At 47.5% G+C, this 21,856-nt stretch carries 16 protein-coding genes, 2 tRNA genes, 3 rRNA genes and 1 pseudogene; 11 read left to right on the forward strand and 11 right to left on the reverse strand.

Annotated features, from left to right (window positions below; genetic code table 11):
• Window positions 1-4: 4 nt before the first annotated feature.
• Window positions 5-1,138 carry a hypothetical protein gene (locus HTH_RS01185; protein WP_012962887.1) on the forward strand — a complete coding sequence of 378 codons (1,134 nt, stop codon included), beginning with the start codon at window positions 5-7 and terminating at the stop codon, window positions 1,136-1,138.
• Here the strand turns inward: HTH_RS01185 and lptB are convergent.
• Window positions 1,115-1,831, reverse strand: coding sequence for an LPS export ABC transporter ATP-binding protein (gene lptB / locus HTH_RS01190; RefSeq protein WP_012962888.1), 717 nt, complete (start codon window positions 1,829-1,831; stop codon window positions 1,115-1,117). The genes HTH_RS01185 and lptB overlap by 24 nt on opposite strands.
• Before the next feature lie 118 nt (window positions 1,832-1,949).
• Here lptB and HTH_RS01195 point away from each other — a divergent pair, with 118 nt between their 5' ends.
• Genes HTH_RS01195 through HTH_RS01205 form a run of 3 tightly spaced genes read left to right on the forward strand, consistent with a single transcriptional unit; the run spans window position 1,950 to window position 6,232 of the window.
• Window positions 1,950-4,043: a TonB-dependent receptor gene (locus HTH_RS01195; RefSeq protein WP_012962889.1), complete on the forward strand. Its 2,094-nt coding sequence runs from the start codon at window positions 1,950-1,952 to the stop codon at window positions 4,041-4,043.
• A 13-nt stretch (window positions 4,044-4,056) separates the two neighbouring features.
• Window positions 4,057-5,472, forward strand: coding sequence for a 4Fe-4S binding protein (locus HTH_RS01200; RefSeq protein WP_012962890.1), 1,416 nt, complete (start codon window positions 4,057-4,059; stop codon window positions 5,470-5,472).
• 1 nt (window position 5,473) lies between these two features.
• Window positions 5,474-6,232 carry an energy transducer TonB gene (locus HTH_RS01205; protein WP_012962891.1) on the forward strand — a complete coding sequence of 253 codons (759 nt, stop codon included), beginning with the start codon at window positions 5,474-5,476 and terminating at the stop codon, window positions 6,230-6,232.
• A gap of 6 nt (window positions 6,233-6,238) precedes the next feature.
• On the opposite strand, the gene rrf is transcribed toward HTH_RS01205, so the two are convergent.
• The 6 genes and pseudogenes from rrf to HTH_RS10185 form a co-directional block, all read right to left on the reverse strand.
• Window positions 6,239-6,358: ribosomal RNA gene (gene rrf, locus HTH_RS01210) — 5S ribosomal RNA — on the reverse strand.
• A gap of 37 nt (window positions 6,359-6,395) precedes the next feature.
• Window positions 6,396-10,170, reverse strand: a 23S ribosomal RNA gene (locus HTH_RS00005).
• A 41-nt stretch (window positions 10,171-10,211) separates the two neighbouring features.
• Window positions 10,212-10,283: transfer RNA gene (locus HTH_RS01220), tRNA-Ala, on the reverse strand.
• Between the two features lie 19 nt (window positions 10,284-10,302).
• Window positions 10,303-10,376 (reverse strand) — tRNA-Ile (locus HTH_RS01225).
• A gap of 68 nt (window positions 10,377-10,444) precedes the next feature.
• A 16S ribosomal RNA gene (locus HTH_RS01230) occupies window positions 10,445-11,996 on the reverse strand.
• The 16S, 23S and 5S rRNA genes sit together here with 2 tRNA genes alongside, the layout of an rRNA operon.
• A 319-nt stretch (window positions 11,997-12,315) precedes the next feature.
• A pseudogene (locus tag HTH_RS10185) lies at window positions 12,316-12,435 on the reverse strand (IS5-like element ISAae1 family transposase); the annotation flags it as partial.
• Here HTH_RS10185 and HTH_RS01240 point away from each other — a divergent pair.
• From HTH_RS01240 to rnc, 4 genes are all read left to right on the forward strand, one after another.
• Entirely contained in the window at window positions 12,406-13,596 is a 1,191-nt protein-coding gene (locus HTH_RS01240; RefSeq protein ID WP_012962894.1) for an acyl-CoA dehydratase activase-related protein, read from the forward strand. The pseudogene HTH_RS10185 and the gene HTH_RS01240 sit on opposite strands and share 30 nt — an antisense overlap.
• Window positions 13,597-13,770: 174 nt before the next feature.
• Window positions 13,771-14,007 carry an acyl carrier protein gene (gene acpP, locus HTH_RS01245; protein WP_012962895.1) on the forward strand — a complete coding sequence of 79 codons (237 nt, stop codon included), beginning with the start codon at window positions 13,771-13,773 and terminating at the stop codon, window positions 14,005-14,007.
• The gene (gene fabF / locus HTH_RS01250; RefSeq protein ID WP_012962896.1) at window positions 14,007-15,245 is read left to right on the forward strand and encodes a beta-ketoacyl-ACP synthase II; all 1,239 of its coding nucleotides are present in this window, start codon (window positions 14,007-14,009) and stop codon (window positions 15,243-15,245) included. Before acpP ends, fabF begins: the two co-directional genes overlap by 1 nt.
• The gene (rnc, locus tag HTH_RS01255; RefSeq protein WP_012962897.1) at window positions 15,217-15,915 is read left to right on the forward strand and encodes a ribonuclease III; all 699 of its coding nucleotides are present in this window, start codon (window positions 15,217-15,219) and stop codon (window positions 15,913-15,915) included. Before fabF ends, rnc begins: the two co-directional genes overlap by 29 nt.
• On the opposite strand, the gene HTH_RS01260 is transcribed toward rnc, so the two are convergent.
• The 4 genes from HTH_RS01260 to HTH_RS01275 are packed head-to-tail and all read right to left on the reverse strand — an operon-like array spanning window position 15,903 to window position 18,963.
• Window positions 15,903-16,403: a hypothetical protein gene (locus HTH_RS01260; protein ID WP_012962898.1), complete on the reverse strand. Its 501-nt coding sequence runs from the start codon at window positions 16,401-16,403 to the stop codon at window positions 15,903-15,905. The genes rnc and HTH_RS01260 overlap by 13 nt on opposite strands.
• Window positions 16,330-16,728, reverse strand: a complete 399-nt coding sequence (locus HTH_RS01265) for a toprim domain-containing protein (protein WP_012962899.1) — start codon at window positions 16,726-16,728, stop codon at window positions 16,330-16,332. Before HTH_RS01265 ends, HTH_RS01260 begins: the two co-directional genes overlap by 74 nt.
• A 2-nt stretch (window positions 16,729-16,730) precedes the next feature.
• The gene (locus HTH_RS01270; RefSeq protein ID WP_012962900.1) at window positions 16,731-17,405 is read right to left on the reverse strand and encodes an N-glycosylase/DNA lyase; all 675 of its coding nucleotides are present in this window, start codon (window positions 17,403-17,405) and stop codon (window positions 16,731-16,733) included.
• A complete protein-coding gene (locus HTH_RS01275) occupies window positions 17,398-18,963 on the reverse strand; it encodes an AAA family ATPase (protein ID WP_012962901.1) in 1,566 nt (521 codons plus the stop codon). Before HTH_RS01275 ends, HTH_RS01270 begins: the two co-directional genes overlap by 8 nt.
• Window positions 18,964-19,002: 39 nt before the next feature.
• Here HTH_RS01275 and atpA point away from each other — a divergent pair, with 39 nt between their 5' ends.
• The 3 genes from atpA to HTH_RS01290 all read left to right on the forward strand — a co-directional run bounded on the left by atpA (window position 19,003) and on the right by HTH_RS01290 (window position 21,843).
• Entirely contained in the window at window positions 19,003-20,514 is a 1,512-nt protein-coding gene (gene atpA, locus HTH_RS01280) for a F0F1 ATP synthase subunit alpha (RefSeq protein WP_012962902.1), read from the forward strand.
• The gene (locus HTH_RS01285) at window positions 20,511-21,302 is read left to right on the forward strand and encodes a DUF72 domain-containing protein (protein WP_012962903.1); all 792 of its coding nucleotides are present in this window, start codon (window positions 20,511-20,513) and stop codon (window positions 21,300-21,302) included. The genes atpA and HTH_RS01285 overlap by 4 nt, the downstream gene beginning before the upstream one ends.
• Before the next feature lie 61 nt (window positions 21,303-21,363).
• Window positions 21,364-21,843, forward strand: a complete 480-nt coding sequence (locus tag HTH_RS01290) for a tetratricopeptide repeat protein (RefSeq protein WP_012962904.1) — start codon at window positions 21,364-21,366, stop codon at window positions 21,841-21,843.
• Window positions 21,844-21,856 lie beyond the last annotated feature (13 nt).

Raw genomic sequence — 21,856 nt, forward strand, 5'->3', positions numbered from 1 at the left:
ACTTATGTTTTATGTATCAAAGGTGAGTCCTTTTTTCTTTGCACTTGCAGTTGTAGACCTCTTTATTTCGTTAGTTTACAAGTCCCTAAATGCTGACATGACGGCAGTATGGTTCTTGGTAGTTTTTGGTTTTGTAGCCCACACTATAATGTCTGCCATGTATCAGCTCGTTCCCAACTCTCAGAGCAGACCCATAAGGTTTCCCTTTCTTTCTTACCTTGTCTTCTCTCTGAGCCTTATCTGTTCACTACTCTTTTATGCAAGACAGTTTTATTATGTTGGCTACATTTACGCCTTGGCATCGCTTGTTTTTTCTCTTCACATGGTTTTGTCCATAAAAAACTGGCAACCTATAACTGTGAAGTTCCTTGGTCTGGCTGTGTTTTACTTCTTGCTGTCTTCTGTGTTTTTGATGCTTTCAGAGCTTGACTATCTTCCCCTTCCGCTTGCTGTCCACACTCTTACGCTGGGTCTTATGTTAAATGCTGTTATGGGTGTACAGCTGGCTTGGATTCCTATGCTCTACATGGAGCCTCTTAATGTCAAGTACGGAAAGTATCTTTTTTACTCAAGTCTGCTGGCTTTGCCTCCATTCCTCCTTTCCTTTTACACGCTAAACTACAGGCTTACAGCCTACCTGAGCATCTTACCGCTGACAGTAGTTGCTTACTTTCTCTGGATAATCTACTCAGTATTCTCAGGCAGGCGCATGCCTAAGGAGATCCCTCTTGTGGTGAGATACTTTATACTGGCCATGATATTTCTTCCTTTTGGCATGCTGTTAGGTAGCCTTATGGCTTCGGAAAATCTGGTATCTTTCATAGTTAGGATTCATGTGGACCTTCTTGTTTACGGCTTTACCGCCATCACCATCATGGGTGGTATTGCACACCTTTACCCTCGTATAATTTATGGCTGGAAGCAGTCAGAAGGTGTAAGCATACAGGAGCTTGTGGATGAGCCCCTTCTTAGAAAGCTCCTTCCCTTTGTGCCTGTGAGCGTAGCCTGGATGGTCTTTTGCGATGCGATGGGAGGTTTTCTCCTTCACATATCCACCTTACCTTATGCAGTTTTGTGGACTCTCTTTTTCAAAGCTGTGCTTTTGAAGCCTTTCCTAAAGAGAAAAGTCAGCACCTAAGTATACTTCCCTCACTTCCTTTTTAGCTATAACCTCCTCGGGTGTTCCCTCCGCCAGTATGCTTCCCTCAGATATAATATAAACTCTGTCCACTATCTTTATAGTTTCCCTGACATTGTGGTCAGTTATAAGCACACCTATGTTTTGAGATTTGAGGTTTTTTATCATAAGCTTTATATCCGCCACCAGTATGGGGTCAATACCTGCAAAAGGTTCATCAAAGAGTATGTACTTGGGTCTGGGTATGAGAGACCTTGCTATCTCAAGCCTTCTCTTTTGCCCACCTGATATGTATCTTGCCTTTGTGTCTTTAACCTCATAGAGTCCAAAATCCGTAAGAAGCTCCTCCGCTCTTGCCATTCTTGAGCTTTTGCTTTCCTCAAAAAACTCAAGAAAGATAAGCAGGTTCTCAAGCACTGTAAGGTCTTCAAAAAGAGTGTGTTCCTGAGGAAGAAAAGCTATACCCTCTCTTGCCCTTTTGTGAGCTGGCATGTGAGTGATATCTTTACCGTCAAGGAATATGCTACCTTCATCAACGGATGTAAAGCCTACCAGACAGTTAAACAGCGTAGTTTTACCAGCCCCGTTGGGTCCCAGCAGTCCTACAATATGCCCTTTATCTATACTTATGTTTATATCTTTGAGGACTTCTCTACCTTTATAGCTCTTTTTTACACTATGCGCCATCAACATCTTTGATCATTTTACAGTAAAGCTGAGCGTAATCATTTTATTCACATTCACGATATATTCACTTTAAAATTTCCTTACTTTTCATGTTATAATATCATAAAATTTCAGGAGGATGGACATGAGGCGCACGGTGGGAATGCTGGGGCTTATCATGCTGAGCACCTCCCTCGCAAAGGAGGTGCAGGTGGAGGAAGTCAGCGTCACCGCTACGAGAACCGAGAGAAAAACCGAAGATGTACCCGCAAGCGTCAGCGTTGTGGGAAAGGAAAAGTTAGAGCAAAGACCCATGCTCAACCTCTACGATGCACTCCAGGGAATACCCGGTGTAAACATAACCACGAGGAATCAGGGATACGACACAAGGCTCATCATAAGAGGTGCGGGACTAAAGGCAACTTACGGTGTGAGAGAGATAATGGTGCTTTTAAACGGCGTCCCTATCACCGACCCGGATAGCCTGACCAGGCTTGATTTTGTAGACACTTCTCTCATTGAGAGGGTAGAGGTTGTCAAAGGACCCAATTCAACGCTCTGGGGTGTCAACTCTGCGGGTGGAGTGATAAATGTGATAACGAGGAGTCCTTTTGAGAGAAAGGGAGGGTTTATAAAACTCAGCCTGGGAGACTACAACACTCAGAACCACAACCTTTATTACTCTACACCTCTGGGCAAGGGCTTTTACATAGGTTTTAACGCAAGCAGAAGGCAAACGGATAACTCCTGGAGATCTCACAACAAGTTCTGGACCAACCAGATTACCCTACAGCCCTCTTACATGTTTGAGGACGGCAGCGCCTGGGAAAACTACATAAGCTACACAAAGGCAAGCCTTGAGCTTCCCGGCTCCCTGGTGGTAGACCCCAAAAGAAAGATAGACCAGTGGTCAGAGTTTAAAAGAACCGGCAATGTCCCACAGACTGCAGACCCCTGGAGGCACATGGGAAGGTACTCTGAGATACTCTTTATGAGCTCAAAGCTGGACAAAACCTTGGAAAACTTTCAAATAATCCCAGTTATCTATATAAATCACTGGCAACACTACCACCCCGTTACGGGCAGGATAAACGATGCCAACACATGGATTTACGGCTTGGACTTTCAGACAAATTACAGACACAGTCTTGGTGTGCTGACGGGTGGTTTTACGGTAAGGCACGATGACCAAAACACTGACTACTTCAAGTACAGAAACATAAAAGTCGTGGGCGGAAGAATAGTCAGCACTCTGTCAGACAGCAGGGGAGAACTGCTTGAGAGACAAAACCAAAAGACAACCCTTGCGGGCGTTTTCCTTCAGGAATCCATTCAGAGAGGCAGGTGGATAGTTGATATAGGTGCGAGGTTAGACAGGGTAAAGTTTGACATATCCGGATACAAGTGGGGGGATTACTCTTTTAGCAAAGGAAACTATGTAAGCTGTCCAGACCCGTCCATAGATAACTGCTTCTCCTACTCAAGGGAGAAAACCTACACAGCTGTCAGTCCAAGGATAGGCGTTGTGTATAAGCTTTCTCCTGTAATACACCTTTACGGAAACATCTCCACAGGTGCCACCACACCCTCCAGCAGTGAACTATCCTCAAACCCGAACCTAAAGTTGTCAAAGGTGATTAACTACGAAGTAGGTTTGAAGGCAAGACACAGTAGATTTTCCTTAGACACAGCTCTATACCTTATGCAGGTAAAGGATGAGGTGGTAAGAGTTATACAGCCAGATGGATACACGCAATTTACCAACGCTGGCAAAACCGAAAAGAAGGGACTGGAAATCTCTGGGTCCTACAGGCTTTTTGATGGCCTTGATGTGGGTGTGTCTTTCGCCTACTCAGATTACAAGTTTAAAGATTTTAGCGAGATTGTGGGAAGCACGAATGTAAGCAGGAACGGCAACAGACTTCCTTACATACCTATGCACCAATACTCTCTCTTTGCAAGTTATACCCATTCATCCGGCTTCAGGTTCAGAGTTCAGACGGACACATGGGGAGAGTACTATATGGATAACGCCAATACGGAAAAGTACGGTGGCTATGACTTTCTGACGAGCATCAGCGTAGGGTACGCAAAGAAGAACTTTGATGTGGCACTGATGGTAGACAACCTCTTCAACAAAAAGTATGCTGTTGAAGTCACTAAAGACACATCAGGCGTAAAAAGATACACTCCCGGACCACCCAGAACTTTTTTAGTAAGGGTAAGCTACAGCTTTTGAAGGAGGTCTAATCATGCAAGTAGCAAAAGTTCACTTTATAGCAAAGAGGGACAAAAGGGATATATTGGGCATGCCTTTGCTGGGTTTTCTTTTTAAAAACAGGTATATGCTTCTTTTTTACAGGTTACTGACGCTTTTTTTACTCCTTTACGCCATAATCTACGGTTTTGTAAACCCCACCAAGGAAAATGTTTTCACAACAGCGGTCTTCTGGTCTCTCTTCTGGCCTTTCTTCATGGTTATAAGTCTTCCCACTCTGGGAAATGTGTTCTGTATGGTCTGCCCCCACGGTTTTCTGGGGAAGCACCTGACCAGGATAGGTCTGAAGCTAAGGCCACCTAAATGGCTTGCAAACCCTTACATAGGTCTCATAGGTTCTAACATCCTCGCTTACTGGTTTGTGCTTTACACCTTTCCGAGCTTTCTAAGATCTCCTTTGAACACCGCCCTTTTCTTTACCTTCTTTACCCTTCTATCGGCTTTGCTCTTCCTCCTTTTCAGAGGCATGGCATACTGTAAGTATGTTTGCCCTATAGGCTCTGTTAACAGTGCCTTCTCAAGAACTTCCTTTACTTGGCTTTCTACCTATCAGGAGGAGTGCAAGACCTGCAAAAAGCCAGACTGCGCCCTTGCATGCCCTTACGAGCTAAACCCCTCCAAGTTTGACAGCAGAAATTCTATGTTCAACTGCACACTGTGTATGGAATGCGCACATGCCTGCGATGCGGTGAAGCTTGAGGCAAAACCATGGGGAAGCTCCCTCTACAAGGAAATAAAACAACCAAAAATGATAGAGGTTATGGTTTACATACTACTCACCGCTGTTATCACTTTCACTATGAGGTTTCATCATGGACTTTCAAGAAGTGGTATTTCAGACTTTATGCCGTGGGTAGTGGTTGGAAAGTACTTGCAGAGTATGTTTAATCTACCCAAGTGGATAGATATGACAGGACTCGTTGCCATGCTTATGGCTCTTTTACTGGTTTTATCGGTAGTTTACCTGAGCTTTAAGATGGTGGCAGTGGTCAGCAAAAGAAGCCTCAAAGACTCTCTTCTGGTGCTGGGCTATGCCTTTGCTCCACTTATGATTGTAGGTGGACTCTCCCATGTGCTTGAGTTTTTCTTTACAGAGTACTACCACAACATAATGAATGGTTTTTCTCAAGCTTTTGGTCTGGGTATACATGTAGAAGCGCTTGCAAAGAGAGGAGAAGCATGGCTTCACATCTTTAAGGTTTTCCCGTTTATAGCGGGGCTCTGGAGTCTTCAGATTCTCTGGAGAAGAAGCGCGCTTTTAGCAGAGCAGAGAAGAGTTTTGGTGTTTGCTGTAGCTTCATCGCTTCCCGGGTTATACTTAATGCTGAGTATTTTCGCCCTGTGGGTGATGGTAAGCTTCCCATCGGTTCATACACACGGTGCGCACTGAGATGCAAAGAGTATTAAAGGCTTACGGACTTTCCTTCCTCCTTCACTTTCTATTCTTTATGGCTTACATACTTCTTTTTGGAGAGGCTTTAAAGTACAAGAAGGTGGTGGAGATAGACCTGAGCCTGCAAAGTCAGGAGCTACAAAACTATACTGAAGCACCACATAAGGAAGATAAAAAGCACAGGTCAGAGGAAAAACACTCTGAGAGGAGCATACATAGGGAGGTAAAAGAGCAAGCAGTACAAAAAAACCAGAAAGCAAAAGAGTCTCGAGTACAGAACTCTCAAATGCAGGAAACACCCAAAGAGAGCGGACAGGAAAGTAAGGGGCTTGAGAGTAAGGAAACTCACAACCATGTAGGGGAAGGTTTATCTAAAACGGGAGGTTTATCATCTGAACAAGGTACTACTAAAGGACAGGAAAGCACATCTACGAATAGGGGAAAGGATGCGAAGGAAGAGAGGGAGGCTTCTCCGGAGGCTTATCTCAGAGAGAAGCTTTCAGTAATATCCTCCATAGTCCAGAAGCACATAAGCTATCCTCTTATAGCTAGAAAGATGGGATGGGAGGGTAGGGTAGTGGTATGCTTTTTACTGAGGTCCGACGGTAGAGTGGAGAATGTACATGTGGAAAAAAGCTCCGGTTATGAAATTTTGGATAAGAGTGCTGTAAGTACGGTACAGAAGGTATCGGGGCTTTTCCCAAAGCCACCTGTGGATGTGTTGGTAAGGCTTCCCATAAACTACAAGCTTGAATAACTTAAACCCCCGGGACGACCTACTTTCCCGTGCCGTGCGTCCGGCACAGTATCATCGGCGCTGGAGGGCTTAACTGCCGGGTTCGGAATGGAAACCGGGTGTTTCCCCTCCGCTATGGTCCCGAGGGAAACTTTAGCAACTCAATAGGTCTTCCTTCCTGTGGGTGTGCAAGTCGAACGGGCTATTAGTACAGCTCGGCTACACCCCTTACGGAGCTTCCACCTGCTGCCTATCAACCTGGTAGTCTTCCAGGGCCCTTCAGGGAGTCCTTATCTTGGGGTGGGCTTCGCGCTTAGATGCTTTCAGCGCTTATCCCGTAGCAGGATGGCTACCCGGCGCTACCTCTGGAGAGATAACCGGTACACCAGAGCCTGCCCCGTCCCGGTCCTCTCGTACTAAGGACGGACCCCCTCAAGACTCCTGCGCCCGCGGCGGATAGGGACCGAACTGTCTCGCGACGTTCTGAACCCAGCTCGCGTCCCCCTTTAATGGGCGAACAGCCCAACCCTTGGGACCTGCTTCAGCCCCAGGATGGGGGGAGCCGACATCGAGGTACCAAACCTCCCCGTCGATGTGGGCTCTCGGGGGAGATTAGCCTGTTCAACCTTTCTCCAGTTTCCTGGAGGGTTAGACTATATCTTCATCCCCACTCTTTGTTGGTGGGGAGCGCGGCGTTTTGGCTCTACCTTTTGGTAGAACCCTCGGGTAACGCACCCTCAGTCGTTACGGGGTCAGGAGAGGTTTTATATCTCATAAACTCTGGTACCCACGGCTTTACTATCTCCATAAGTTTCTGAGTTTCCTCTTTTGGAAAGTAAAGCACAGGGTATCCCTTTTTCCATACAAGTTTCGGCTTGAGACTAAAGTTTACTTCCAATGTCCTAATAAGCCTTTGAAGTTCCTCTTCTTCATACTTGGGTAGGTATATGTAAGCCACCTTATCCCTTCTGTAGTAGTATCCATCATCCATATACCATACCGCTAAAGAAAGGGGGGACTTCAAAAGGGCTTCTATCTTTTCAGGTACCCTTTTCTTGCCCTTCTGGTCATAAAAGAGCATTTTAAGTTTTCCCAGAAAGGGCATTGAGTGGCTTTGACACCTATAGTAGGTGTAGCTTTTCCCCCATCTCGGGTTGTACCTTTCTATCCTTCTGGGCTTGTCCTGCATGAGGTTTTTAAGCTCTTCCCACTTCCAGAAGATGTAATCTTTTTGCCTTTCCGAGTGTTCAAGCTTTAACCTCGCGTTTCTTTTCCCTGTTGACTGCAGATATCCATCACCTAAAAGGGTACCTATGATTATCTCTTTCTGTCTTTTACTGATCATGGTGCCTCTCCTGACTTCCCACGGGATTACCCCACGCCCTGTTAGGCAGGAGGGCTCCCCCGTTATAAGCCGCGTTATTGCCTCCCAGTTGCCTGGGAGCGGGACAACACAGGTTATCCCCGGAGTAGCTTTTATCCGCTGATCACCGGCCCTTCCCCGAGGAACCGGTGGGTCACTAGGCCCGGCTTTCGCCTCTGCTCGGCATGTCTGCCTCACAGTCAGGCACCCTTCTGCCCTTGTACTCTACGGCGGATTTCCGACCCGCCTGAGGGTACCTTTGGACGCCTCCGTTACCTTTTAGGAGGCAGCCGCCCCAGCTAAACTGCCCATCTGGCACGGTCCCGGCCGAGGTTAACTCGGCTCGGTTAGGGTCTCAGCCTGTCCAGGGTGGTATCTCACCGGCGCCTCCATCCCTCCCGGAGGAGGGACTTCACAGGCTCCCACCTATCCTGCGCAGGACAGGCTAAGACTCAGTACCAGACTACAGTGAAGCTTCACGGGGTCTTTCCGTCCTGCCGCGGGTAGCCGGCATCTTGACCGGCATTACAATTTCGCCGGGACTCTCCTCGAGACAGCGCGGCACTCGTTGGGCCATTCATGCAGGTCGGAACTTACCCGACAAGGAATTTCGCTACCTTAGGACCGTCATAGTTACGGCCGGCGTTTACCCGGGCTTCGGTTCAGGGCTTGCACCCTTCCCCTTAACCTACGGGCACTGGCCAGGCTTCAGACCACATACATCCCCTTTCGGGTTTGCGTAGTCCTGTGTTTTTGATAAACAGTCGGCACCGCCCGGTCTCTGCGACCCGCAAGAGCTTATGCCGCAGGGCTTCACTCCCACGGGCCCCCCTTCTACCGAGGGTACGGAGGCAATTTGCCGAGTTCCTTGAGGAGAGTTCCCCCGACGCCTTAGGCTACTAACCCAGCCTACCTGTGTCGGTTTCCGGTACGGGCAGCGGTGCTTCAACACCAGCGCCGTTGTTTCTTGGCAGTGTGGCGTCAGGAGAGTTACCCCATCAGCTCTCGGAGTATGGGGTGACGGATTTGCCTGCCACCCCCTCCTACTACCTTGGACCACCATTCCATAGGTGGCTCTCCCTAGCCTCCTGCGTCACGACTCTGGCTCCACACCGCTGGCGCGGGAATGTTGACCCGCTTCCCATCGGCTACGCCTTTCGGCCTCACCTTAGGGTCCCGGCTAACTGGCGGCTGATTTACATTGCCGCCAAAACCTGAGGCTTCCGGCGGACAGGTTTCTCACCTGTCTTCGCTGCTACTCATGCCAGGATTCTCACTTCCCTGCAGTCCATCCCACCTCACGGTGAGACTTCAACCCACAGGGAACGCTCCCCTACCGCTCGCTTGCGCGAGCCCGCAGCTTCGGTACCGGGCTTTAGCCCCGCTAAATTTTCGGCGCACGGCCGCTCGGCCGGTCAGCTGTTACGCACTGTTTAAAGGATGGCTGCCTCTAAGCCAACCTCCCAGCTGTCTTAGCAGCCGCACATCCTTCCCCACTTAGCCCGGATTTTGGGACCTTAGCTGGCGGTCTGGGCTGTTTCCCTCTTGTCCACCGGAGCTTATCCCCCGGGGACTGACTGCCGCTCTATCTTTCCCGGCATTCGGAGTTTGGCAGGGTTCGGTACCCCTTTCGAGGCCCTAGCCCAACCAGTGGCTCTACCTCCGGGAAGAAACGAGCGACGCTAGGCGTCGACCTATTTCGGGGAGAACGAGCTATCACGGAACGCGATTGGCTTTTCACCGCTACCCACACCTCATCGGACGGTTTTGCAGCACCGACCCGTTCGGGCCTCCAGACGGCATTACCCGTCCTTCACCCTGGGCATGGGTAGATCGTTCCGCTTCGCGTCTGCCCCCAGCGACTAAAGCGCCCTGTTCGGACTCGCTTTCGCTACGGCTTCGCCTTACGGCTTAACCTCGCCGCTGAGGACAACTCCCTGGCTCATTCTGCAAAAGGCACGCAGTCGGGCCATAAAGACCCTTCCACTGGCTTGTGGATCCGGGGTTTCAGGTTCTATTTCACTCCCCTTCCGGGGTTCTTTTCACCTTTCCCTCGCGGTACTATGCGCTATCGGTCTGCCTGTAGTACTTAGCCTTGGAGGGAGGTCCCCCCTGATTCCCACGACCTTCCACGGGGGCCGTGGTACTTGGGATCGCATCCCCGGGAGACTTCTCACCTTTAGCCTACGGGGCTTTCACCCTCTGTGGCGGAGCATTCCAGCTCACTTCGGCTAAGCGGAAGTTTTGTAACTCCCTGAGAGGCTGGCAGACCTCTCCGGATGCGTCCCGCAACCCTCTGCGAGCTAAGGCTGCCACCATGGCACCCGCAGAGTTTGGGCTGGTCCCCTTTCGCTCGCCGCTACTTGGGGAGTCTCGTTTGATTTCCTTTCCTGGGACTACTAGAAGGTTTTACTTCGTCCCGTTAGGCTCCGCCTAATCGGCGGATGACAGGGCTCAACACCCTGCCGGGTTTCCCCATTCGGGCATCCGGGCCTCACAGGCTTTTTGCGCCTCCACCCGGCTTATCGCAGCTTAACACGCCCTTCGTCCCCTCAGGCAGCCGAGGCATCCACCCCGGACCCTTACTAACTTGCACACCCACAAGGAAGGAAAACCTATTCAGTTGCCAAGATAGCGTGGAGATGGTGGGATTTGAACCCACGACCTCCTGCTTGCAAAGCAGGCGCTCTCCCGCTGAGCTACATCCCCTCGGACCTGCCCCAGATAATGGGCCTCGGTGGACTTGAACCACCGACCTTGCCCTTATCAGGGGCACGCTCTGACCAGCTGAGCTAGAGGCCCTTAGGGAGAGAGCAGCTCAATAAGGAGGAAGGACCCAAGAGTTTGATTGGCTAAAATTTCTCCGTTATAAAGGAGGTGATCCAGCCGCAGGTTCCCCCACGGCTACCTTGTTACGACTTCGCCCCAGTTGCCAGCCTTCCCATCGTCCTCTACCTCCCTTACGGGTTAGCCCGAGGGCTTCCGGGAAGACTGACTTCCATGGCGTGACGGGCGGTGTGTGCAAGGCCCGAGAACGTATTCACGGCGGCTTAGCTGATCCGCCATTACTACCGATTCCGGCTTCATGAGGGCGAGTTTCAGCCCTCAATCCGCACCATGACCGGGTTTATAGGATTTGCTCCTCATTACTGAGTCGCTTCCCATTGTCCCGGCCACTGTAGCGCCTGTGTAGCCCCGGGCATAAAGGGCATACTGACCTGACGTCATCCCCACCTTCCTCCGGCTTATCGCCGGCAGTCCCCTTAGAGTGCCCTCCGAAGAGTAGCAACTAAGGGCAGGGGTTGCGCTCGTTGCGGGACTTAACCCAACATCTCACGACACGAGCTGACGACGGCCATGCACCACCTGTGGTGGGATTCCGTCCAGAAGACGGCACCCCTCGCTTTCGCAAGGGTTTCCCACCATGTCAAACCCGGGTAAGGTTTTTCGGTTAGCATCGAATTGAACCAGACGCTCCACCGGTTGTGCGGGCCCCCGCCAATTCCTTTGAGTTTCAGGCTTGCGCCCGTACTCCCCAGGCGGGGCGCTTACCGCGTTAGCTGAGGCACTGCCCTTGCGGACAACGCCTAGCGCCCATGGTTTACGGCTGGGACTACCCGGGTATCTAATCCGGTTTGCTCCCCCAGCTTTCGTCCCTGACCGTCAGGACAGCCCCAGTAGGCCGCCTTCGCCACCGGTGTTCCTCCCGATATCTACGCATTTCACCGCTACACCGGGAATTCCGCCTACCTGAGCGTGCCTCAAGATGGGCAGTTCGGTATGCCTTTCCACCGTTGAGCGGTGGGCTTTGACAAACCGCTTACCCATCCGGCTGCGGACGCTTTACGCCCAGTAAATTCGCGCAACGCTCGGGACCTACGTATTACCGCGGCTGCTGGCACGTAGTTAGCCGTCCCTTCCTCTGGGGGTACAGTCACCCACAGAGACTATTCGCCTCTGTGAGCATCTTCCCCCCTGACAGGAGTTTACACCCCGAAGGGCTTCTTCCTCCACGCGGCGTCGCGGGGTCAGGCTTTCGCCCATTGCCCACGATTCCCCACTGCTGCCCCCCGTAGGGGTGTGGGCCGTGTCTCAGTCCCACTGTGGCCGGCCACCCTCTCAGGCCGGCTACCCGTCATAGGCTTGGTAGGCCGTTACCCCACCAACTACCTGATGGGCCGCGAGCCCCTCCTCAGGCGGGAGCATGCAGAGCAGAGGCCCCCTTTGGCCAGGTAGCCTTTGTGACCCCTGGCTTTATAGGGTATTAGCCCCCCTTTCGGAGGGTTATCCCCTTCCTGAGGGCAGGTTACTCACGTGTTACTCACCCGTTTGCCGCTGGGTGGCAGAGCCACCCCGCACGACTTGCATGTGTTAGGCACGCCGCCAGCGTTCGCGCTGAGCCAGGATCAAACTCTTCAAGAAAATCCCCACTTTTGGGGTCCTTCCTCCTTATTCAGTTGCCAAGATGACAAGGGGTTTCTAAACCCCTCAATTTTTCAGAGTTTTTTATTATACATCCCATCTTTACCTTTGTCAAGGGATCTTGTGATCCCTCACAACAAGATGAATTATTATAGAGCATTTTTGGGTTTTGTCAAGTCCTTTTCAAGGGACCTTGGAAATCCCTCTTCTTCTGTGTATTTAATATATACCTAAAAAGAAAATGTGTCAAGAGGATAGGAAGCCTGTTGAAAAGATCCTCAAATACCAAATTCTCAGCTTTGGCAAAAAACAGCACAGCTCTCAAAAGCAAAAAACACAATAAAAGGAGCTTCGCAAAAACCATCAGGTTGTATAAAGCAAACCTCCCAAGCACATAAAGGCTCGCCAGATGAAAGTCATACACCCTGTCCCCAAACTTGGCATAAATTACTTCATCATGCTGGGAATTCTTAAAAGGAAGGGAGAAAAAGTAAAAAAGGATAGATCCGGCATAAAGGTAGGTATCCCCAAGTTTTTGAACATATGGGGAACACACCAATTTTGGGTCGGTTTTTTTAACCACTTGGGAATCAAAGTAGTTTTTAGCTCAGACACTTCCGAAGAACAATACAGGCAGTACGGGAAGGGTAGGATTACCATGGACAGCTGTTTTCCTGTGAAAGCTTTAGCTGGGCATATAGGTGAACTGCTTGCAAAGAATGTGGATATACTCTTTGTACCTATGATCTACTCCCTGCCATCCTTTCTGAGAGGACATGTGTTGGATACGGTGAGCTGTACGAGGGTTATGATGGCTCCGGAAAACATAAAGGCGGGTTTCACCAGAGAGAAGGATGAGTTTTCCTCAAGAGGGGTAAGGTTTATTTCACCCTTCGTGACCTTTGGAGAGCCAGAGCTCCTTCCCAAACAACTTTACGAAGCGCTAAAGGAATTCCTTGACCTGTCTTATCAAGAGGTGACTCAAGCAGTCAAGCATGGACTAAGATCCCTTGAAGATTTTGACGCTTACATAAGGGGTAAGAGTCTGGAAATAGTAAAGTGGTGCGTAAAAGAGAACAAGCCGGCCATACTTGTTCTTGCAAGACCTTACCATATGGATACAGGCATAGGACACGAGATAGATGTGGAGTTTCAAACTTATGGATATCCCGTCCTTTGGTACAATTACCTACCCTTAGATGATTGGCTATTGAATTGGCTCTTTGGTCAAGAGGTGAAGGCGGGCATTATAAAGAGTCCTTTTGATATATCCGATGTTTGGACATCTTCTTATAGTTCAAACACCAACGAAATTATATGGGCTGCCAAGTTTGCCTGCAGGTTTCCATGGATAACTGGAGTTATAAGACTTTCCAGTTATGAGTGCGGTATGGACCAGCCCACTTTTACCCCAGTGCAAAAGATAGTTGAAAGCAGAGGGACTTTGTACTTTAAATTTGGCGAGCTTGATGAGACAAAGCCTGCAGGGAGTATCAAGATAAGGGTTGAGACTATAGTCTATTACTTGGAGAAGTATTCGGCAGACATAATAAATAAGAAGCTTAGTATGCTACCGCCTCTACCCAAAGAGCTTTCTTGAAAAATACGGACAAAAGGTGTATAATTTTAAGCATGAAAAATGACCCTCTCTTATTGTGGGGTTTTTAAGGCACACCTAAAACCGCCTGCTGGGGTAGGGTGTGCTTTAAAAGGCGGGATACAAATACCCCAGCACCGGGTCTAAATGAGTAGATCCGGTTTTCGGGAATAAGTAATGGATTTAGAACAGAAGGTTAAGGAGATAATAGCGGATCAGTTGGGAGTTGAGGTGGAAAAACTAAGCCCAGAAGCCAAATTTGTTGAGGATTTGGGGGCTGATTCTCTTGATGTGGTGGAACTTATAATGGCTTTTGAAGAGGAGTTTGGCATTGAGATACCAGATGAGGATGCGGAGAAGATAAGAACAGTAGGAGATGTGCTCAATTACCTTAAAGAAAAAGTAAAGGGCTAATGCGCAGAGTTGTGGTAACTGGCCTGGGTGTAGTCTCACCCATAGGTACAGGTGTAGAAAAGTTTTGGATGAATCTCACGGCGGGTGTGAGCGGCGTTGATATTATAAAGAGGTTTGATCCCATAGAGGTGGGGCTATCCGTCCACATAGCTGCAGAGGTAAAGGACTTTAATCCTGAGAATTACTTTGAAAAAAAAGAATTACCAAGAGTTTCTGACTTTATAAAGTACGCAGTAGCTGCATCTGAGGAGGCTCTCAAAGACAGTGGTCTTTTGGATGAAAAGTTTGACCCTTACAGAGTGGGTGTGATCATAGGTACAGGTATAGGGGGTTTAAGGGACATAGAAGAACAGCAAAAGATCCTTTTGGAAAAAGGACCAAAGAGGGTTTCCCCCTTCTTTATACCTTACGGTATATCCAACATGGCAGCGGGTCTGGTTGCCATAAGATATGGCTTTAAGGGACCCAATTACTGTGTGGTGTCTGCATGCGCAACTGGCAATCACTCAATAGGAGATGCCATGAGGCTTATACAGAAGGGGGACATAGATGTGGCAATAGCTGGTGGCTGTGAAAGCGCCATAACACCCTTAGGTATAGCGGGATTTGCCTCTATGAAAGCTCTTTCAACAAGGAATCATGAGCCTCAGAAGGCATCAAGACCTTTTGACTTGGAAAGGGATGGTTTTGTTATGGGAGAAGGTGCAGGTATTCTTGTGCTGGAAGAGTACGAGCATGCAAAGGCAAGAGGTGCAAAGATATATGCGGAACTTGTTGGTTATGCTGCAACGGATGATGCTTACCACATAACTGCCCCGTGTGCTGACGGAGAGGGGGCTTACATGTGTATGAAGCTGGCTCTTGAAGATGCCAAAATAAAGCCCGAGGAGGTGGATTACATAAATGCACACGGCACATCCACACCTCTTAATGACAAAGCGGAGACATTAGCTATAAAGAGTCTCTTTGGTGAACATGCCTACAAGCTTAGCATAAGTTCCAACAAGTCCATGATAGGACATCTGCTCGGTGCTGCGGGTGCGGTTGAAGCAGTAGCCACAGTAAAGACTGTGCAGACAGGTATAATACCTCCCACCATAAATCTTGAAAAGCCCGACCCCGAGTGCGACCTTGATTATACTCCCAACAGGGCGGTTCAAAGAGAAGTCAACATTGCCATATCCAACTCCTTTGGTTTTGGTGGAACAAATGCCTGTCTCGTCTTCAGAAGAGTATAAAGAGTTAGAAGAGAAGCTGGGATACACCTTCAGGGACAAAAAGCTTCTGGAGCAAGCTCTTACCCATAAGTCCTACGCTGTGGAAAAGGGCGTGAAGAGTTATGAGACTCTTGAATTCTTGGGTGACGCGCTTATAAACCTCTTTGTGGTGGATATTCTGTTGCAAGAATTTCCTCAGGCAAAGGAGGGACAGCTTGCACCTATGAAAGCTTTCTTTGTAAGTGAAGAGTTTTTGCACCAGCTTGCGCAGGAGCTGGAGCTTGAAAAGTATTTACTCTTGGGTGGAAAAAAGGGAAAGTTTAAGGTAAATGTGTCCATATTAGGTGATGCCTTTGAATCCCTGTGGGGAGCCATTTACATAGACACAGGCAGAGATACCAACTTTACCAGGTCCCTCTTTGAGAGACTCTATAAAAACAGGATCATAACCATGGCCAGGTCCTCCGACTACAAAAAGGACTACAAAACCATACTTCAGGAAATAACGCAAAAAAGGTGGAAGGAACGCCCTACCTACAGGGTTGTATCTGTAAGCGGTCCCCAGCACGGCAAGGTCTTTGAGGTGGAGTGCTCTGTGAGGAATATAAGAGCTGTTGCTGCAGGTAGCAATAAAAAGGAAGCGGAACAGCTTTCTGCCAAGAGAGTGCTTGAGCTCCTTCAAGAGCTTTGAAAAACAAGATCCCAAACCTTTTTGTTGAAGGATATGGAATGCTCTATCACTTCCCTGTAAACCCTAAAGGGTGTTAAGATGGCTTTTAGCTTCTCGCTTTCACCTTCAAAGAGCAGAAGTTCATCAATAACAGAAAGTATAAGTTCAAGTTTTGTATTTATAGAGTTTAGAGCATCTAACCTTTCTATCTCTCTCTCTATCTCCTCAGGCACAGATGCCAAAAAGGTAATGTCAAAGTTAAAGATCTCGTAAAGATCATACACATGCTCCAGCATCTCCGAAATTTTAAGGAGGAGGTTTCCTTCTATTACCAGCATGGCTTTTTCGTAAGTTTCCATCTCTTTACCATCAAGGCACGCATCAGCCAGTATCTTACTCTCCTCTATGTCTGCCTTTATCTCCGATAGAAGACCCTCAAGGAGACTTAAGTTTAACCTTATGAGCCTGTCCTGTACCAAAATAGCTGTCAGCATCTCTGACTTTTTCATAAAGCTCCTCCACAAAAAGAAGGTTAAGTCCTCTCATCCTTTCTCTAAAGTCCTCTATTAAAATATAGCCCTGAGTGGACAGTATGTCTCTGACCTTTCTATTTATCCTCTCACCGTGTTTATCAAGGTCAAAGAGCAGTATAACTTCAGAAAAATCCTCCAGCATGTCAGGAAGGTCTGCAAACCTCTTGCCACCAAGTGTAAAAACATTCTTTATGCCAAGTTTTATAAGGGATTCCCTGTCCTTTTTGCCCTCAACAAGAACTGCTCTATCTTTGGAAGCCTCTCTTAGGTCCCTCACAAAAGCGCTTAAAGGTTTTTCCATTTTTACTTTAAAACCTTCTTGGTCTTTATGTAAAAGATATAGAGGTCAAGCTCTGCTTGTGTAAGATTTAGCTGAGAACACACATCTTGGAGCCTTTCCTCAGCCATCAGGTATATCCTTCTGGTTAGCGTTTTCTGGTCCGGCACCAGCTTGTTTTCTCTTAGGTATCTCAGCACATGCCTGTCAATTATGGCAACATCATCAAACCCTACATTTCTCAAAAAGTGGGATGCTTCTTTGAGACCAAAACCTTCCACCTTATACTTGGAACACGCATCGCTCAAAAGATCTCTTATCTCCCTACCGCTCTTTGCGCTGTTTATTATATCAAGCACGTCTTCAAAAGTCTCCCTTGCTTTCACTATCCTCTCTGCCCTCTGCTTTGCAAACCTGTGTCCATATCTTGATATGGTGTGGACAAGCTCTTCAAAACTCATGCGTTTAAAACCTTCTATACCTATCTCCTTTTGCAAGCGTATGCCGATGCTGGCTGAAGAGTTGGCAGTTAAAAGACAGAAGCAAAGCTCGGAAAATATGTCCGCTTCCAACTGCACATCAAGGAAGGGTCTAAAGTCGTAAAAAGTTATCCCTTCTCTTCCGAGTTTTTTAAACTCCTCTATTCTCTTCTTCACAAAATGCCCCACAGATGCCTTAGCTTCTATTATGTCTTCAAACATTGCTGGTCTCCTTTACCAGATCCTTTGCGCCCTCTATGGTCTTTTCCGAAACCACACCCATGAGCCTTGCAATCTCCTCAAGTCTCTCTTCACCGCTTAGCTCTTCTATCTTAACAAAAGCCGAATCATCTTTAAACTCTTTTTTGACAAGTATGTGCTTGTGTGCTGCGCTGGCAATGGCCGGAGAGTGCGTTATTACTATGACCTGCATACTTTCCGAGAGTCTTCTCAGAAGTTTTGCAAGCCTTAGAGATGTCTCTCCGCCAATTCCCGCATCAATTTCGTCCAGCACATAAGTTTCGGAGGTTGGAGAGAGAAGGAAGAAGGATAAGGCTATCCTTGATATCTCACCACCAGACACCACACTCTCAAGAGGTTTTTCATCTTTGCCATAAGAGGAAAAGAGGAACTCCACCCTTTCCCTTCCGTATCTGCCCTCCTCCTGGGAAAAATTTACCTTAAAAGAAGACCTTTCTAAACCCATATCCCTAAGAGTTTCCATTACTCTCTCTTCAAAGGTCTCTTTTGCCGAGCGCCTCCCATCTGATAGTTTATCCGCCAGGCTTGTGAGTGTCTTCTCAAGATGCAGTATTTCTTCTTCCAGCTCCTCTTTGCTATCTTCTTCCTTTTGGTAAGCCTCTATCTGGGATCTTAGTTTCCCTGCGTAAGCAAGTATATCTTTATACTTCATACCATAGCGTCTTTCCAGTTTTTGCACCTGATAAACCTTCTCATTGAGTCTGTTTATCTCCTCAGGATCTAGGTCCAAAAGCTTGGAACTGAGAAATTGCCTCAGATACTTTAGCTCATCGCTTATGTTTTCCATACCTTTTACAAAGGGTTCTACGGTTTTGTCATACCTGCACAGCTCAGACAGCGCCCTTTTCAGGTCCAGCATCCTATCAATTAGACCACCGTGGGTATCAAGGTGATCAAGGGCACGCCCTACAAGCGCATTTATCTTTTCCATATGCTCAATAGTGCTGAGCTTCTCTTTTATATCTTCATACTCTTGATGGCTTAACCCAACTCTCTCTATGTCTCTGAGCTCTTCAAGAATTACAGCAAGTCTTATTTTTCTCTCTCTCTGTCTTTCGTTCCAATCTCTCAGTTTTTCTTTAAGATGCTCAAGCCTTGCGTAAAGCTTTTCGTACTCCCTTCTCAAATCCAGCACACCAGCAAACCTATCGTATAAATCCCTCTGAAAATCCCTTCTGAGAATTTTCATGCGGTCGTTCTGACCTTGAAGAAGCACCATGCTGGAGACTATCTCTTTTACCACCTTCTGAATGCTTCCTACACCGTTCAGGTAGTATCTGCTTTTGCCCTTCTTTATCTCCCTTCTTACCAGTATCTGCTCCCCATCCTTTAAAAATTCAGCTTCAACCGCAGTACCCTCTGGGTATTCCTGCTGATGCCCCATAAGAAAGAGGAGGGAAGACACAGTTAATGATTTGCCTGCGCCCGATTCTCCCGTAAGCACATTCAGCCCCTCTCCAAACTCCACCTCCTGATGCTTTATGATGAAAAAATCCTCTAAGTATATGCGAACTAACATGGTATAATTTTTAATTAAAGTTATACAAGGAGGTTTGCAATGGCAACACTTACCTACGAGGAAGCTCTACAACTTCTTAGGGAACACATAAAGGACTTTGAAGCTACTGCAAGGATGGAAGAGATCGGCGTGGTTTACTATGTGGGAGATGGTGTTGCAAGGGCGTATGGACTTGACAATGTAATGGCTAACGAGCTTGTAGAGTTTGAGAGTGGAGTTATGGGTCTTGCCTTCAACCTTGAAGAGGATAATGTGGGTATAATAATTCTTGGCAGTGAGAGTGGTATAAAGGAAGGCTCCGTAGTCAGGAGAACAGGGAGGATCCTTGACGCACCAGTAGGTGAAGGACTCATAGGCAGGGTTATAGACCCGCTTGGCAACCCCCTTGACGGGAAAGGTCCCATAAAGTACGAATACAGATCACCTATTGAGAAGATAGCTCCCGGAGTGGTAAAGAGAAAGTCTGTGCATGAGCCTCTCCAAACCGGTATAAAAGCCATTGATGCTATGATCCCTATAGGTAGGGGACAGCGTGAGCTTATCATAGGTGATAGGTCAACGGGTAGAACCACCATATGCATAGACACCATACTCAACCAGAGGGATACGGATGTTTACTGTATATATGTGGCAATAGGACAGAAGCGCTCAACTACTGCGAGGATCATAGAGCTTCTTGAAAAGAACGGAGCTATGGATTACACTTGTGTGGTTGTGGCTTCCGCTACTGATCCTGCATCACTCCAGTATTTGGCTCCCTTCGTAGGATGCACCATAGGTGAGTATTTCAGAGACAACGGTAAGCACGCCCTTGTTATATACGATGACCTTTCAAAGCATGCGGAAGCCTACAGACAGCTCTCCCTTCTCATGAGAAGACCCCCCGGAAGAGAGGCATACCCTGGTGATGTTTTTTATCTGCACTCAAGACTTCTTGAGAGAGCTGCCAAGTTAAACGATGAACTCGGTGCAGGGTCGCTGACAGCCCTTCCCATAATAGAGACAAAAGCGGGTGATGTGGCTGCATACATTCCTACCAATGTTATATCCATAACGGATGGGCAGATATACCTTGAACCAGACCTATTTAACAAAGGTGTAAGACCGGCTATAAATGTGGGACTCTCCGTATCCCGTGTAGGTGGAGCTGCTCAGATAAAAGCTATGAAGCAAGTGGCTGGTACCCTCAGGCTTGACCTTGCCCAGTTCAGAGAATTGGAAGCCTTCGTTCAGTTTGCCGCAGAGTTGGATAAAGCTACTCAGCAAACTATAAACAGGGGATTGAGACTGGTAGAGCTTCTCAAGCAAGAACCCTACAGTCCTATACCCGTAGAAAAGCAGATAGTCGCCATATACGCAGGAACTGGTGGATACCTGGATGACATACCCGTTGAATCTGTCAGGAAGTTTGAGAAGGAGCTTTATGCATACATGGACAGAGAGAGACCTGATATACTCAAGGAAATAAAAGAGAAGAAAGCTCTTGACGACGACCTAAAGAGAAAAATGGAGGAGGCACTCAAAGACTTTAAGTCCAAGTTCATACCTTGAAGGTTTATGTAGGATGCAGCGGTTTTTCCTATGAAGATTGGAGGGGAGTGTTTTATCCCCACAATTTGAAAAGAGAGGAGTTTATAGTTTATTACTCAAAGTTTTTCCATGTACTTGAGCTTAACTTCTCCTTCTACTCCTTTCCCAGCAGAGGCGCTATAAAGAGCTTTCTTTCAAGGTCCAAAGACCTTCGCTTTTCCGTAAAAGCTCACCGCAGTTTTACCCACACAAGACATTACAGGAGTGAAGATGTTAAAAGATTTCTTTACAGCTTGGAGCCTCTGCTTGAGGAAGATAGGTTCATAGCTCTCCTTTTTCAATTTCCCGAGAGCTTTCATCTCACGCAGGAAAACTTAGAATACTTAAAAAAGCTCTCGCAGGACTTTGCAGATATGGAAAAGGCAGTTGAAGTAAGAAGCAAGAGCTTTAAAAGTTGGGACTTTTACCGTATGGTTGAAGAGTATGGCTTTTCTCTGGTGAATAGCGATGCTCCTAAAAACAGCAGATTTCTTGTAGGACCTTGGGTATCGGTAGGTAGTATAAATTATGTAAGACTGCACGGAAGAGATGTGCAAAGACCTTACGACTACCTTTACTCAATAGACGAGCTTAAAAGGCTCAGAGATAAAATAAAAAAGTTAGGAGACAAAGATACATATGTATTTTTTAACAACACGGCAAAGGCTCAGGCTGTTTATAACGCACTGCAGATGAAAATGCTCTTTGGTCTAAAAGTCCAGATACCCAAGAGCATGGAGGATGCTTACAGAGAGAGGGAGTGGGAATAGTTTAGTATCCCATTGTCAAACTTTCTAAAAAATTTATATTAAAAAAAAGGAGGTGACCCCTATGGAAGACCTCAGGAAGGATGCGCAGGAGCTATTTAATAGGGCTTACACTTATCACATGATGGGGGATATAGAAAAGGCTATTGAGTTTTATAAGCAGTCTATTGAGATTTATCCCACCGCTCTTGCATACACTTTTCTTGGGTGGGCTTACAGCATGCTGGGAGAGTACGAAAAGGCTATAGAAATGTGTGAGCAAGCCATAAAACTGGACCCAGACCTTGGAAATCCATACAACGACATAGGCTCTTACCTTATAGCGCTGGGAAGGTACGAAGAGGCAGTACCGTGGCTCAAAAGGGCTATTGTGGCGAAAAATTACGAACCCAGACACTATCCCCATATGAACCTTGCTCGTGCTTACTTGGCTATGGGAAGGTTTAAAGATGCTCTAAAAGAAGCTGAAAATGCAATAAAACTGGCACCTGACTATAAACCTGCGCACATTTTGAAACACCAGATACTTGGCATGTTAAACTGATGTAAAATACTCT

Origin of the sequence: Hydrogenobacter thermophilus TK-6, from assembly GCF_000010785.1 — a bacterium.
In the GTDB taxonomy this organism is placed as follows: Bacteria; Aquificota; Aquificia; order Aquificales; family Aquificaceae; genus Hydrogenobacter; species Hydrogenobacter thermophilus.